Origin of the sequence: Enterobacter sp. 296B2 (assembly GCF_034106185.1) — a bacterium.
In the GTDB taxonomy this organism is placed as follows: Bacteria; Pseudomonadota; Gammaproteobacteria; order Enterobacterales; family Enterobacteriaceae; genus Enterobacter; species Enterobacter cloacae_N.
Window position 1 is genome coordinate 31,440 of sequence record NZ_JAWNCA010000015.1, and the last position, 12,992, is coordinate 44,431.

The window sequence follows — 12,992 nt, forward strand, 5'->3', positions numbered from 1 at the left end:
GATATAGTGGTTATAGTTAACCCTTTTCTTATTATCAAATCGTCTTAAGCGATTGACCGCGTGCGCTAAATCGGATGGTCTGGCATGAAATTACAGCAGCTTCGTTATATCGTTGAGGTGGTGAATCACAACCTTAATGTCTCTTCTACCGCCGAGGGGCTCTATACCTCGCAACCGGGCATCAGCAAGCAGGTTCGCATGCTGGAGGACGAATTAGGTATTCAGATTTTCGCCCGCAGCGGTAAGCACCTTACCCAGGTGACGCCAGCAGGGCAGGAAATCATCCGTATTGCGCGGGAAGTCCTCTCCAAAGTCGATGCGATTAAGTCTGTGGCGGGGGAACACACCTGGCCGGATAAAGGCTCGCTGTATATTGCCACGACGCACACCCAGGCGCGCTATGCGTTACCGGGTGTTATTAAGGGCTTTATCGAGCGCTATCCGCGCGTCTCTCTGCATATGCACCAGGGTTCGCCGACGCAAATTGCTGAGGCGGTGTCGAAGGGCAATGCAGATTTTGCCATCGCGACGGAAGCACTTCATTTGTATGACGATCTGGTCATGCTTCCGTGCTATCACTGGAACCGCTCCATTGTGGTGACTCCCGATCACCCGCTGGCGGGCAAAGGGTCGGTGACAATCGAAGAGCTGGCGCAATATCCTTTAGTCACCTACACGTTTGGCTTCACCGGACGTTCTGAGCTTGATACCGCCTTCAACCGGGCCGGGTTAACGCCGCGGATTGTCTTTACCGCAACCGATGCCGACGTCATTAAGACTTATGTACGGCTTGGCCTGGGGGTAGGGGTAATCGCCAGCATGGCGGTCGACCCGGTATCAGACCCCGACCTGGTGCGTCTTGATGCGCATGATATTTTCAGCCATAGCACGACAAAAATTGGCTTCCGTCGTAGTACCTTCCTGCGAAGCTATATGTATGATTTTATTCAGCGCTTTGCCCCGCATTTAACGCGTGACGTGGTGGATACCGCCGTGGCATTACGCTCAAATGAAGATATTGAAGAGATGTTTAAAGATATCAAACTCCCCGAAAAATAATCACACCCGGTATCTTTCCCTGAGGGAAAGATACCGAAATATCGGCTTAAAGCTAAATTAGAATTATCATCATCTGCACTTTCCCTGCCATATATTGCCATTATCCTTTTAATTTGTGTGGTTTTAATGTCGTGAATTGGCGACAAAAATAGAAACTAATTAACGGCTACGCAAATTTTTCTTTTCAAATATTTATTTCTGGTCAAAAGATTGAATATTTCATGCCTCCTGATGCGTAAATTCACTGGCTTTTCGGCTAAAGTTTCTTTAGGATTTATCTCAACAGATGATTAATTGTACCAATTGTTTGGTCCTAAATGATAAGCGATATCGATTGTATGAGGTTAGCAATGCCTTCAGGAAGTGAAGAACCGCAAAGGGATCCTGCGCTCAAGCGTAAAGCCTGGCTGGCGGTCTTTCTCGTTTCCGCCCTGTTCTGGGTGATGGTTGCTCTCCTGGCCTGGAAATATTGGGGTTGAATATGGCAGTGACGGTACGTACAGAAACGGCAAAACGGATGTGTCAGCATCATGACACTGTTCACAAAGGACGCAAAGCCCCTGCGACAGCTGTGCCAGCGTCCTGGAAACTGACGCCGCAGCAGCAGGCTTTTATTGATGTGTTCGCGGAAGACGAACCCAAAAAACAATAATTTAGTTTATTGCGTAATGATGCAGCTAGTCTGAATAATGATTGTGCACCTTTGTACTCTTTAATAAATACACATCAGCAATATAGCACGAGGACCTGCCTCGGAATGTTTAATAAATAATGCCTGGTGTCCCTATGATGAATAACATGATGTCTCAAAAATACTGGTCATGGATCGGCGTTTTTACCCTGTCGATTCTGTTCTGGAGTCAGCTCATCTGGCTGGCCATCCACTAAATGATAAAACCTCGCTGCGGCGGGGTTTTTTGTTTTGCCCTCCTCTGGACCATTCCTAAATTTATCAATTCGGGTTGTTATCAAAACGTTACGACATCTTTGTGTTATCTTTAATTACGGCCCTGATGATTGTCAGGACATCTCTGTAATTAAGGAGGAGCTTATGTCGTTAACCCTACGCGAAGCCAGTAAGGACACATTACAGGCAGAAAATAAAACCTGGCACTACTATAGCCTGCCGCTGGCTGCCAGAACGCTTGGGGACATTTCGCGTTTACCCAAGTCATTGAAAGTTTTGCTGGAAAACCTATTGCGCTGGCAGGACGGTGATTCCGTCACTCTCGACGATATTCAGGCGCTGGCGGGGTGGCTTAAGAATGCCCATGCCGACAGAGAAATTGCCTACCGCCCGGCAAGGGTCCTGATGCAGGACTTCACCGGCGTGCCTGCCGTGGTGGATCTCGCCGCCATGCGTGAGGCGGTTAAACGCCTCGGTGGCGACACGGCTAAAGTGAACCCGCTTTCCCCCGTCGACCTCGTGATTGACCACTCCGTAACCGTTGACCACTTCGGTGATGACGATGCCTTTGGCGAGAATGTGCGTCTTGAGATGGAGCGTAACCACGAGCGTTATGTCTTCCTGAAGTGGGGCCAGCAGGCGTTCAGCCGCTTTAGCGTAGTTCCACCCGGCACCGGTATCTGTCACCAGGTTAACCTTGAATATCTCGGTAAAGCCGTCTGGAGTGAATTGCAGGACAAAGAGTGGGTGGCTTATCCGGACACGCTGGTGGGCACAGATTCCCATACCACTATGATTAACGGCCTCGGTGTGCTGGGCTGGGGTGTCGGCGGTATCGAAGCGGAAGCCGCCATGCTTGGTCAGCCGGTCTCCATGCTTATCCCTGATGTTGTGGGCTTTAAGCTCACCGGGAAGCTGTCTGAGGGCATTACCGCCACCGATCTGGTGCTCACCGTTACCCAGATGCTGCGTAAGCATGGCGTAGTGGGCAAATTTGTTGAATTTTACGGTGACGGGCTGGATTCGCTGCCGCTGGCTGACCGTGCGACCATTGCCAATATGGCGCCAGAATATGGCGCAACCTGCGGCTTTTTCCCCATTGATGACGTCACGCTGGAGTACATGCGCCTGAGCGGTCGCAGCGAAGAGCAGGTGGCGCTGGTGGAGGCGTATACCAAAGCGCAGGGCATGTGGCGTAATCCGGGCGATGAGCCGGTATTTACCAGCACGCTCGCGCTCGACATGGGAAGCGTTGAGGCGAGCCTCGCCGGTCCGAAGCGTCCACAGGATCGCGTGGCGTTAAGCGACGTGCCAAAAGCGTTTGCCGCCAGCAATGAGCTGGAAGTCAACGTGGCGAAGAAGGACCATCGCCCAATCGACTATGTTCTGAACGGACATCAGTATCAGCTCCCGGACGGCGCGGTTGTCATTGCCGCTATTACCTCCTGTACCAACACCTCGAACCCCAGCGTGTTGATGGCGGCCGGTCTGCTGGCTAAAAAAGCGGTTGAGCTGGGGCTGAAACCCCAGCCGTGGGTCAAGGCCTCGCTGGCACCGGGCTCGAAAGTGGTTTCGGATTACCTGGCACAGGCCAGGCTAACGCCGTATCTTGACGAGCTGGGCTTTAACCTCGTGGGCTACGGTTGTACCACCTGTATTGGTAACTCCGGCCCGCTTCCTGAACCTATTGAAACGGCAATCAGGCAGGGCGATCTGACGGTTGGCGCAGTCCTTTCCGGTAACCGTAACTTTGAAGGGCGTATTCACCCGCTGGTGAAAACCAACTGGCTCGCTTCGCCGCCGCTGGTGGTGGCCTACGCGCTGGCCGGGAACATGAATATTAACCTGGCGACCGATCCCATTGGTCACGACCGCAAGAATGAGCCTGTCTACCTGAAAGATATCTGGCCGTCATCGCGTGAAATTGCGATGGCCGTTGAAAAGGTTTCTACCGAGATGTTCCGCAAAGAGTATGCGGAAGTGTTTGAAGGTACGCCGGAATGGAAAGCCATCAACGTTGTGGGCTCGGACACCTATGACTGGCAGGACGACTCTACCTATATTCGTCTGTCGCCGTTCTTTGATGAGATGCTGGCCGAGCCTGCACCGCTTAAGGATATCCATGGCGCGCGCATACTGGCGATGCTGGGGGACTCCGTCACCACTGACCACATCTCTCCGGCGGGGAGTATCAAAGCCGACAGCCCGGCAGGCCGTTATCTGCAAAGCCGGGGAGTGGAGCGCCGCGATTTTAACTCTTACGGCTCGCGCCGCGGTAACCATGAAGTGATGATGCGCGGAACGTTTGCCAACATCCGCATTCGTAACGAAATGGTTCCGGGCGTGGAAGGGGGGATGACGCGCCATCTGCCGGGGACTGAAGTCGTGTCGATTTATGACGCAGCCGTCAAATATCAGCAGGAAGGTACGCCGCTGGCGGTTATCGCCGGGAAAGAGTATGGTTCCGGCTCCAGCCGTGACTGGGCGGCGAAAGGTCCACGTCTGCTTGGCGTTCGCGTGGTCATTGCCGAGTCATTTGAACGTATTCACCGCTCGAATCTAATTGGCATGGGGATCCTGCCGCTTGAGTTCCCGCAGGGCGTCACGCGCAAAACGCTGGGCCTGACCGGGGAAGAGCAGATTGATATTAGCGGCCTGCAAAACCTGCAGCCGGGCAAAACGGTGCCGGTGAAATTAACGCGGGCAGACGGGAAAACAGAGGTACTGGAATGCCGCTGTCGTATTGATACCGCAACCGAACTGACCTACTACCAGAACGACGGCATTTTACATTATGTGATCCGTAAGATGCTGGATTGATAAAAAAAGCCCGGCATTTGTGCCGGGCTTTTTACTCTCACTCTTTCAGCAGATGGCCCATTTTGGCCGCTTTGGTATCGAGATAGTGGGCGTTTTTCGGGTTGCGGCCGACAATCAGCGGCACGCGCTCGACGATGTTGATCCCCGCTTCGGTGAGGATCTCAACTTTTTTCGGGTTATTGGTTAGCAGGCGAACCTCGTCCACGCCCAGCAGCTTGAACATATCGGCGCACAGCGTGAAGTCGCGTTCATCGGCGGCAAAACCGAGCTGGTGGTTGGCTTCCACCGTATCGTAACCCTGGTCCTGCAGTGCATAAGCGCGGATTTTATTCAGCAGACCAATGTTACGACCTTCCTGACGGTGATAGAGCAGCACGCCGCGGCCTTCTTCGGCGATATGGGTAAGGGCTGCTTCGAGCTGGAAACCGCAATCACAGCGCAGGCTGAACAACGCGTCGCCGGTCAGACACTCCGAATGGACGCGGGACAGTACCGGCGTCTGCCCTGAAATGTCGCCGTAGACCAGCGCGACATGATCCTGTCCGGTTGCCAGTTCTTCAAACCCCACCATCAGGAAATCGCCCCATGGGGTTGGCAGTTTGGCTTCTGCCACACGTTTAAGCTGCATGTGATTCTCCAGAGTAGGCTGACACGTTTCGTGCCTTACGCCTGTTTTGCTTTCTGTATTTGTTCATTTTGCCACAAGCTCAGCACGTTCGCCTAATGGGCACCATGCTATATGAACGTTAAACGCACGATCCGACATATCCACCCATCGAATGAATTTCAGTTATGATTGTGAGGCTTAGCGAAAAAGGAGAAGACATGCTTTCAATCGCCAGACGTACGGCAGCAGGCGCGGCCATTTTACTGATTATGCCTTTGGCCGTGTGGGTCTCCGGCTGGATGTGGCAGCCGGGGCAGAATGCCACGTGGCTGAAAACGTTATACTGGGTAACGGAAACGGTCACGCAACCGTGGGGAATTATTACCCACGTCATCCTTTGCGGCTGGTTCTTGTGGTGCTTGCGCTTTCGATTGCGCGCGGCGCTAATGCTCTTTGCTATCCTCGGCGGCGCGATCGTTATTGGACAGGGTGTGAAGTCCTGGGTAAAGGATCATGTTCAGGAGCCAAGACCTTTTGTCGTCTGGCTGGAAAAAGCACACCATGTTCCGGTGGATGAGTTCTACAATTTAAAGCGTAAAGATCGCGGTGCGCTGGTGAAAGAACAGCTTGCGGAACAGGAAGATATTCCCAAATTCCTGCGTAAGCACTGGCAAAAAGAGACGGGTTTCGCGTTTCCTTCCGGCCATACGATGTTTGCGGCCAGCTGGGCGTTGCTGGGCGTTGGGCTGCTTTGGCCTCGACGTCGCACGATGACCATCGCGATTTTACTGGTTTGGGCGACAGGGGTTATGGGCAGCCGCTTGCTGCTGGGGATGCACTGGCCGCGGGATCTGGTGGTTGCTACGCTGATCTCCTGGATGCTGGTAACGCTGGCAACCTGGCTTGCAGAACGGTTCTGCGGCCCGCTCACGCCACCGCCTGAAGAGAAAGAAGAGATCGCCGAAAGGGAACAAAGCGACGCCTGACGGTTGATATTGTGCATTTCGCCCATAAATCCATGACGTGCGCGTTACTTTTTCCGTTTCGCGCCCGTCGCTAAAATGGTAGTTTATAAGGCTGATTGCGGTGGGTTGAACACACTTTATTCGCTTGAACCACATAACGGGAAGTAATGTGAAATATTTACTCATTTTCTTACTGGTATTGGCGATTTTTGTCATTTCAGTCACATTGGGTGCACAAAACGATCAGCAGGTGACGTTTAACTATCTGCTTGCGCAGGGCGAGTATCGCGTATCAAGTCTGCTGGCGGTCCTGTTTGCTGCAGGCTTTGCCATAGGCTGGCTGGTTTGCGGCCTGTTTTGGTTGAAGGTTCGTGTTTCTCTTGCGCGCGCTGAACGTAAAATTAAACGACTTGAGCATAATATTGCGCCTGCGTCCGACATTCCGGAAAGCTCAGGTGTGCCGGTCGTGAAGGAATAATCGACTATGCTGGAGTTGTTGTTTCTGCTTTTGCCTGTAGCCGCAGCCTATGGCTGGTATATGGGCCGCAGAAGTGCGCAACAAACAAAACAGGATGAGGCTAACCGACTCTCCCGCGACTACGTTGCGGGGGTGAACTTCCTCCTGAGCAATCAGCAGGACAAAGCGGTAGACCTGTTCCTCGATATGCTGAAAGAGGATACGGGGACCGTAGAAGCCCATCTCACTCTCGGTAACCTGTTCCGCTCTCGCGGCGAGGTTGACCGCGCCATCCGTATCCACCAGACCCTGATGGAAAGCGCGTCCCTGACTTACGAACAGCGTCTCCTGGCGGTACAACAGCTGGGCCGAGACTATATGGCCGCGGGGCTGTACGATCGCGCTGAAGATATGTTCACTCAGCTGGTAGATGAAACGGATTTCCGCATTGGCGCGCTGCAGCAGTTGCTACAGATTTACCAGGCCACCAGCGACTGGCAGAAAGCCATTGATACGGCCGAGCGTCTGGTGAAGCTGGGTAAAGACAAGCAGCGCGTTGAAATTGCGCATTTCTACTGCGAGCTTGCCCTACAGCAGATGGGCAACGACGACATGGATAAAGCCATGGCGTTACTGAAGAAAGGCGCCGCCGCGGACCGCAATAGCGCGCGTATCTCTATCATGATGGGGCGTGTTTTTATGGCCAGCGGCGACTACGCTAAAGCCGTTGAAAGCCTGCTGCGGGTTATTGACCAGGACAAAGAGCTGGTCAGCGAAACGCTTGAAATGCTGCAAACCTGCTATCAGCAGTTGGACAAGCAGGAAGAGTGGGTGGCATTCCTGCGCCGTTGCGTGGAAGAGAATACCGGCGCGACCGCTGAGCTGATGCTCTCAGACGTGGTTGAGCAATATGAGGGGAGCGACACCGCACAGGTTTATATTACCCGTCAGCTGCAGCGTCATCCCACGATGCGCGTATTCCATAAGCTGATGGATTACCATCTTAACGATGCGGAAGAAGGGCGCGCCAAAGAGAGCCTGATGGTGCTGCGCGACATGGTTGGCGAGCAGGTGCGCAGCAAACCGCGTTACCGTTGTCAGAAGTGTGGTTTTACCGCGTATACGCTCTACTGGCACTGTCCTTCCTGCCGTGCCTGGTCTACCATCAAGCCTATTCGTGGCCTTGACGGGCAGTAATTTTTTAAAACCCCTCATTTTAGTTACAACATACTAAAGTTTTACCTCTCTCTCAGCACCGTGCGGTTTGCCGGTCTGGCAGGCACGTAAATGGATTCTGTCAATTTAGGGCGGCGGCAGGTAGAATGCTGGCCGTTTATCTGTTCCGCGCCGCTGCGCGCCCATAGACGAAAAGGGCTGGTCATGACGTCTGTTACTTCTTCCACTTCCCGCGTTATTACGGATTCTCCTGTTGTTGTCGCGCTTGATTACAATAAGCGCGATGCTGCACTGGCCTTTGTCGACGGTATCGATCCCCGCGATTGTCGTCTGAAAGTTGGTAAAGAGATGTTCACGCTGTTTGGACCGCAAATCGTCCGCGATCTGCAGCAGCGCGGTTTCGATGTCTTCCTCGATCTTAAATTCCATGATATCCCGAACACCACGGCGCACGCCGTTGCCGCCGCTGCGGAACTGGGTGTGTGGATGGTCAACGTGCACGCGTCGGGCGGGGCGAGAATGATGACAGCCGCTCGCGAAGCGCTCCTGCCGTTCGGCAACGATGCGCCATTACTGATTGCGGTCACCGTGCTGACCAGCATGGACGAAAGCGATTTGCGCGACCTTGGCGTGACGTTGTCACCAGCCGAGCACGCTGAACGCCTGGCGCGTCTGACGCAGAACTGCGGCCTTGATGGCGTCGTCTGCTCTGCTCAGGAAGCGGTGCGCTTCAAGTCAGAGCTAGGCAACGCGTTTAAGCTGGTTACGCCGGGCATTCGTCCGGCAGGCAGCGACGTGGGCGATCAGCGCCGTATTATGACGCCTGAGCAGGCGTTGGCCGCAGGCGTTGATTACATGGTTATCGGGCGTCCGGTGACGCAGTCTGCCCACCCGGCAGAGACGCTTAAGGCTATCAACGCATCACTGAAAAAGGGGGCGTAATGACCGATTCCAACAGTCGTCTGGTCTACTCAACGGAGAGCGGGCGCATAGACGAACCGAAAACGAAAGCGGAGCGTCCGAAAGGTGACGGTATTGTCCGTATCCAGCGTCAGACCAGCGGACGAAAAGGAAAGGGGGTCTGCCTGATCTCCGGGATTGATCTGGATGATGCGGAACTGAACAAGCTGGCAGCCGAACTGAAAAAGAAATGTGGCTGCGGCGGTGCCGTTAAGGACGGCATTATCGAAATCCAGGGCGATAAACGCGATTTAATTAAATCGCTGCTTGAAGCCAAAGGCATGAAAGTTAAACTGGCAGGTGGTTAAAATAAATAAGCCACGGCAAATGCCGTGGCTCGTGTTATATACGTGCGTTAGTCAGACCTGAAATGCGATGCTAAATCGCCATAACGGGAAGGCTTATAGAATAATTATTTGCCGACCTGGTGACCGATAATACCACCGACAGCAGCGCCGCCTAATGTACCCAGCGTACTACCATCCGTTAATACTGCACCACCGAGCGCACCAGCGCCGGCGCCAATAGCGGTGTTACGGTCACGTTTAGACCAGTTAGAGCACGCGCTCAGGGACATTGCTACAGTGATTGCCAGAACAGCGGCGGCTAATTTTTTGCTGGTTAAGGTCATAATACTTTCTCCTGAATTATCGATTCACGGAAAGATGTACACGTTAAGTATAGTCAAAATGAATACTTAATTCTTTTTCCCGTGAAAGCTGGTCGCGCAGGCGTTACGTAATCACGCAAGTGATAGTCACTTCCTGTTATATCGCTAACATTAATTTTACGACTTTACGGCAGGTTAAACAGGTAAAAACTCTTAAAGGAAGGTTAGGAATCCTCTCAGACGAAGGGGACATATGCGCCCGGCATACGGGCGCAAAAAGGAGTCAGGCGGAGGTTTTAATAATATCGACAATGAGACCGTCTTCTTCCAGTTTAATACGATGTTCATCGCTTAACCTTTCGTCGGTAATTACGCGGCTGAAGCGCGCGGCTGGACCCATGGTGTAAGGATGAACGACACCAAATTTGGAACTGTCGGTCAACACAATGGCTTCACATTCTTTTTCCAGGACGGCATTAACCACGTCAGATCGCATCATATCCCGGCCGGTGAAGCCTGTCTCCGGCTGCCAGCCGTCAATCCCGATAAACGCCTTACTGAAATGAACCTGCTGGACATACTGCCGGGTCAGCGGGCCTACCATGCTTTCACTCTTTTTCTGGTAAATGCCGCCCAGTAAAATCACCTCGCAGCGCGTCTCTTTGAGCAAATGGGCGATATAGCTGCTGACGGTGATGATGGTAACGTCTTTTTGTTCGGCGAGCGTACGTGCCAGCAGGGCGTTGCTGCTGCCGTTTTCAATAAACACCGTCTCGCCTGGGTTTACCAGCGATGCGGCAAATTCTGCCAGTTCTCGTTTAAGCGCGTAGTTATTCATCATGCGCGTCTCAACATCGTCGCTGTCCAGCGGCACGGCATAGCCATGCGCACGGCGCAGGTAGCTCTGTTTTTCCAGCAGATTAAGATCCTGACGGATGGTGACTTCGGAAACGCCGGTGGTTTTCGCGAGTTCGACTACGCTTACGCGCCCCTGATCGATGACCATCTGCAAAATGAGTTGTTGTCGGGAATTCATAGCATCCAATTAATAAAGCGAAACGAGGTCTGGGACAGTGGGATTAGACTTCCCACGGCGCTTTAGGCTGTCGGTTTCCGGGGGCATTGTCAGCGCCATCCTGAGCGAGGAGTTCAGACTTCAGGATCTCGAGATTACGGATCGCAGAGTGATAATCACCCGCCACCAGGATATCCAGCACGGTATCAATACGTTGTGCTACAGCTTGTGGATCAATAGTTGACATAATCTCTCCCCAGGAACGAAAAGTTAATAATTTCAATGATGCAGAAAATAGGGTCAAAAGAGAAGGGAAAAAACGCCATAACGAAATTACATAAACGAAAGTGAACCTCTTTATGGCCTTAACGCTGTTGTCGCGCTTGATATCGTTTTAGCCAGCGCTCGAATGCGGCAGCGGGCATCGGCTTAGCGAAAAGAAAGCCCTGCCGTTCGTTGACGCCGTTCTTGGTCAGAAAGGCGTCCTCTTTTGCGTTCTCCACCCCTTCGGCAATCACCTGCAGGTTTAGCGCCTGCGCCACTGCGACAATGGCGCGCACCAGAGACTGGGAGACAGACTGCTTATGAATATCTCTGACAAAAGCCTGATCGAGCTTAATAGCGTCAATAGGAAAACGCGCCAGTTGGGAGAGAGAAGAGTAGCCGGTACCGAAATCGTCCAGATGAATTTGTGCCCCGAGCCGGCTGAATTGCTGGATCACAGAGAGCGCCAGCTCTTCGTTTTCGATAAGACAGCTTTCGGTCAACTCGACATCGATAGGGCAGTACTCAAAATGCAGATCCTTAAGCGCCTGCTTTAACTCACTGAAAATTGTCTGGTCGGCGAGCTGACGTGCTGAGACGTTCACCGCCACGCGCAGGTTAATTCCCTTGTCTCGCCATTTTGCCACCTGCCGTACCACATCAAGCATCACCCAGCGACCCAGCGGGACAATCAAACCGGACTCCTCGGCATAAGAGATAAATTCCAGAGGAGGGATCAGCCCGCGCTCGGGCGACTGCCAGCGGACCAGCGCTTCAAGGCTTCTGACCTCGCCGCGCCAGGTGATTTTTGGCTGGTAGTGGATCAGGAGCTGATCGTTATCCAGTGCTTTACGCAGGTTGGTGTCCAGCCACAGATACTCAAACACGCGCTGGTTCATCTCGGGGGAGAAGACGCAGAACTTGCCACGGCCGTTTTCCTTGGCGGTGTACATAGCGGTGTCGGCATTGCGAATCACGCTTTCCCGATCGTTCCCGTGTTGCGGCGCGAGGGCGATTCCCAGGGAGCAACCGGTGTAAACCTCAATCAGACCGATTCTGAACGGCTGACGCAGGCGGGTCAAAATGCGCGACGCCATCGCTTCCAGAGAGCCCTGAGAGGTATGGGTGGCCATAAAGATAAACTCATCGCCACCGAGCCGCGCTAAAACTTGCCCCTCATCCAGGCAACTCAGAAGGGCAAGAGCAACCGCCTGCAGCAGCTGATCGCCGAACATATGTCCGTAGGCATCGTTGACCTTTTTGAAGTTATCCAGGTCGAGGTACACCACGCCAACCTGCGTATCGCCGCGGTTGGCTATGGCGCCTGAAATCAGCTCGTGGATCGCGTTGCGGTTTGGCAGGCCGGTGATGGTATCAGTATTGGCCAACACGCGCAGGCGCTCCTGCGCCCGCCGTTCTTCGGTAATGTCGGTCCCTGAACAGATAAGAAAAATTTCATTTTTACCGCTGCCGCTGTGAACGAATTTATTTCTGAACAGAAACAAGCGTTGCCCTTTACGCGTTTTGATCCAGCGTTCGACTTCGTAGGAGCTGCTGTTGCGAAAGATACCCGCAATGTTGCGCTTTGAGGCTGCCGCTTCGCTGCGGCTCATGAACAGTTCAAACACGTTCTGGCCAATGACTTCGTGTTCTTTCAGACCGGTGTACTCTTCACTCAGGCGGTTAAAACGCTGGATATTGCCGTTTTGATCGAGAATAACAATGACGGAATTCGCTTCAGAAACAACCTGTTCTGCAAAGGAGAGCCCCTGAGCCAGATCGCGTGCCACGGAGGGTGTATCGTTCCAGGCGGAGGCCGTGCCGGCCCACTCGTTGCGGGTTATTTTTCGTCCGACAAGATGGACGGGAACTTCTTCGCCATAAAGAGAAAGGTTCATAGAAATGCTGGAGGTAATCACCGTTAGCTGGCGGATCAGTGCGGCCTGATCGTCGGTCAGCGTGACCACCTGAGTGACGTCTGCATTTTCGCTGGCAGCAAGGTGCAGAACGTTGCTATCAGCCGACAATCGCCACCACGGGCTGTGAGTACCCGTGTAACGAAACAGCAAATTCTGCACAAGTTCGTCGATCATGATTTCTCCCGCCGCGACGTATTAGCGCACAAATTATTCATTTGCCGTCGACTTTTCCG

At 53.2% G+C, this 12,992-nt stretch carries 15 protein-coding genes; 10 read left to right on the top strand and 5 right to left on the bottom strand.

All coding sequences use genetic code 11. From position 1 onward, the window contains the following. Positions 1 to 84 precede the first annotated feature (84 nt). The 5 genes from cysB (at position 85) to acnA (ending at position 4,786) form a co-directional block, all read left to right on the top strand. On the top strand, positions 85 to 1,059 hold the full coding sequence (gene cysB, locus URZ40_RS12845) for an HTH-type transcriptional regulator CysB (RefSeq protein ID WP_061097998.1): 975 nt from the start codon (positions 85 to 87) through the stop codon (positions 1,057 to 1,059). Positions 1,060 to 1,397: 338 nt separating this feature from the next. Next, positions 1,398 to 1,538 carry a YmiA family putative membrane protein gene (locus tag URZ40_RS12850; RefSeq protein ID WP_213743510.1) on the top strand — a complete coding sequence of 47 codons (141 nt, stop codon included), beginning with the start codon at positions 1,398 to 1,400 and terminating at the stop codon, positions 1,536 to 1,538. A gap of 2 nt (positions 1,539 to 1,540) precedes the next feature. Continuing rightward, positions 1,541 to 1,711 (top strand): hypothetical protein, encoded by a 171-nt coding sequence (locus tag URZ40_RS12855; RefSeq protein ID WP_032644881.1) that lies wholly within the window; start codon positions 1,541 to 1,543, stop codon positions 1,709 to 1,711. 137 nt (positions 1,712 to 1,848) lie between these two features. Then, on the top strand, positions 1,849 to 1,947 hold the full coding sequence (gene ymiC / locus URZ40_RS12860) for a small membrane protein YmiC (RefSeq protein ID WP_226857662.1): 99 nt from the start codon (positions 1,849 to 1,851) through the stop codon (positions 1,945 to 1,947). A 163-nt stretch (positions 1,948 to 2,110) separates the two neighbouring features. Continuing rightward, positions 2,111 to 4,786, top strand: coding sequence for an aconitate hydratase AcnA (gene acnA, locus URZ40_RS12865; protein WP_116339493.1), 2,676 nt, complete (start codon positions 2,111 to 2,113; stop codon positions 4,784 to 4,786). Between the two features lie 37 nt (positions 4,787 to 4,823). Here acnA and ribA read toward each other — a convergent pair whose 3' ends face one another. Then, the gene (ribA, locus tag URZ40_RS12870) at positions 4,824 to 5,414 is read right to left on the bottom strand and encodes a GTP cyclohydrolase II (protein WP_028013401.1); all 591 of its coding nucleotides are present in this window, start codon (positions 5,412 to 5,414) and stop codon (positions 4,824 to 4,826) included. A 197-nt stretch (positions 5,415 to 5,611) separates the two neighbouring features. Between ribA and pgpB the strand changes: the two genes are divergently transcribed. The 5 genes from pgpB (at position 5,612) to yciH (ending at position 9,259) form a co-directional block, all read left to right on the top strand. Further along, the gene (pgpB, locus tag URZ40_RS12875) at positions 5,612 to 6,379 is read left to right on the top strand and encodes a phosphatidylglycerophosphatase B (RefSeq protein ID WP_116339495.1); all 768 of its coding nucleotides are present in this window, start codon (positions 5,612 to 5,614) and stop codon (positions 6,377 to 6,379) included. Positions 6,380 to 6,527: 148 nt separating this feature from the next. Beyond that, positions 6,528 to 6,836, top strand: coding sequence for a LapA family protein (locus URZ40_RS12880; protein WP_014884085.1), 309 nt, complete (start codon positions 6,528 to 6,530; stop codon positions 6,834 to 6,836). Positions 6,837 to 6,842: 6 nt separating this feature from the next. Continuing rightward, positions 6,843 to 8,012, top strand: a complete 1,170-nt coding sequence (lapB, locus tag URZ40_RS12885; RefSeq protein ID WP_151413139.1) for a lipopolysaccharide assembly protein LapB — start codon at positions 6,843 to 6,845, stop codon at positions 8,010 to 8,012. Between the two features lie 183 nt (positions 8,013 to 8,195). Further along, on the top strand, positions 8,196 to 8,933 hold the full coding sequence (pyrF, locus tag URZ40_RS12890; protein ID WP_233003084.1) for an orotidine-5'-phosphate decarboxylase: 738 nt from the start codon (positions 8,196 to 8,198) through the stop codon (positions 8,931 to 8,933). Beyond that, positions 8,933 to 9,259, top strand: a complete 327-nt coding sequence (yciH, locus tag URZ40_RS12895) for a stress response translation initiation inhibitor YciH (protein ID WP_045630534.1) — start codon at positions 8,933 to 8,935, stop codon at positions 9,257 to 9,259. Before pyrF ends, yciH begins: the two co-directional genes overlap by 1 nt. A 104-nt stretch (positions 9,260 to 9,363) precedes the next feature. Here yciH and osmB read toward each other — a convergent pair whose 3' ends face one another. The 4 genes from osmB to pdeR all read right to left on the bottom strand — a co-directional run bounded on the left by osmB (position 9,364) and on the right by pdeR (position 12,933). Next, positions 9,364 to 9,582 carry an osmotically-inducible lipoprotein OsmB gene (osmB, locus tag URZ40_RS12900; protein ID WP_008501216.1) on the bottom strand — a complete coding sequence of 73 codons (219 nt, stop codon included), beginning with the start codon at positions 9,580 to 9,582 and terminating at the stop codon, positions 9,364 to 9,366. 262 nt (positions 9,583 to 9,844) lie between these two features. Next, positions 9,845 to 10,597: a DNA-binding transcriptional regulator YciT gene (locus URZ40_RS12905; protein WP_316379285.1), complete on the bottom strand. Its 753-nt coding sequence runs from the start codon at positions 10,595 to 10,597 to the stop codon at positions 9,845 to 9,847. A 43-nt stretch (positions 10,598 to 10,640) separates the two neighbouring features. Further along, on the bottom strand, positions 10,641 to 10,823 hold the full coding sequence (locus URZ40_RS12910; RefSeq protein WP_320720640.1) for a hypothetical protein: 183 nt from the start codon (positions 10,821 to 10,823) through the stop codon (positions 10,641 to 10,643). Between the two features lie 118 nt (positions 10,824 to 10,941). Further along, entirely contained in the window at positions 10,942 to 12,933 is a 1,992-nt protein-coding gene (gene pdeR, locus URZ40_RS12915) for a cyclic di-GMP phosphodiesterase (RefSeq protein WP_320720641.1), read from the bottom strand. Positions 12,934 to 12,992: the final 59 nt, after the last annotated feature.

Bases quoted from the DNA above. Each gene is read 5' to 3' on its own strand.
- cysB (WP_061097998.1), top strand. From the start codon at position 85: ATGAAATTACAGCAGCTTCGTTATATCGTTGAGGTGGTGAATCACAAC.
- URZ40_RS12850 (WP_213743510.1), top strand. From the start codon at position 1,398: ATGAGGTTAGCAATGCCTTCAGGAAGTGAAGAACCGCAAAGGGATCCT.
- URZ40_RS12855 (WP_032644881.1), top strand. From the start codon at position 1,541: ATGGCAGTGACGGTACGTACAGAAACGGCAAAACGGATGTGTCAGCAT.
- ymiC (WP_226857662.1), top strand. From the start codon at position 1,849: ATGAATAACATGATGTCTCAAAAATACTGGTCATGGATCGGCGTTTTT.
- acnA (WP_116339493.1), top strand. From the start codon at position 2,111: ATGTCGTTAACCCTACGCGAAGCCAGTAAGGACACATTACAGGCAGAA.
- ribA (WP_028013401.1), bottom strand. From the start codon at position 5,414: ATGCAGCTTAAACGTGTGGCAGAAGCCAAACTGCCAACCCCATGGGGC.
- pgpB (WP_116339495.1), top strand. From the start codon at position 5,612: ATGCTTTCAATCGCCAGACGTACGGCAGCAGGCGCGGCCATTTTACTG.
- lapB (WP_151413139.1), top strand. From the start codon at position 6,843: ATGCTGGAGTTGTTGTTTCTGCTTTTGCCTGTAGCCGCAGCCTATGGC.
- pyrF (WP_233003084.1), top strand. From the start codon at position 8,196: ATGACGTCTGTTACTTCTTCCACTTCCCGCGTTATTACGGATTCTCCT.
- yciH (WP_045630534.1), top strand. From the start codon at position 8,933: ATGACCGATTCCAACAGTCGTCTGGTCTACTCAACGGAGAGCGGGCGC.
- osmB (WP_008501216.1), bottom strand. From the start codon at position 9,582: ATGACCTTAACCAGCAAAAAATTAGCCGCCGCTGTTCTGGCAATCACT.
- URZ40_RS12905 (WP_316379285.1), bottom strand. From the start codon at position 10,597: ATGAATTCCCGACAACAACTCATTTTGCAGATGGTCATCGATCAGGGG.
- URZ40_RS12910 (WP_320720640.1), bottom strand. From the start codon at position 10,823: ATGTCAACTATTGATCCACAAGCTGTAGCACAACGTATTGATACCGTG.
- pdeR (WP_320720641.1), bottom strand. From the start codon at position 12,933: ATGATCGACGAACTTGTGCAGAATTTGCTGTTTCGTTACACGGGTACT.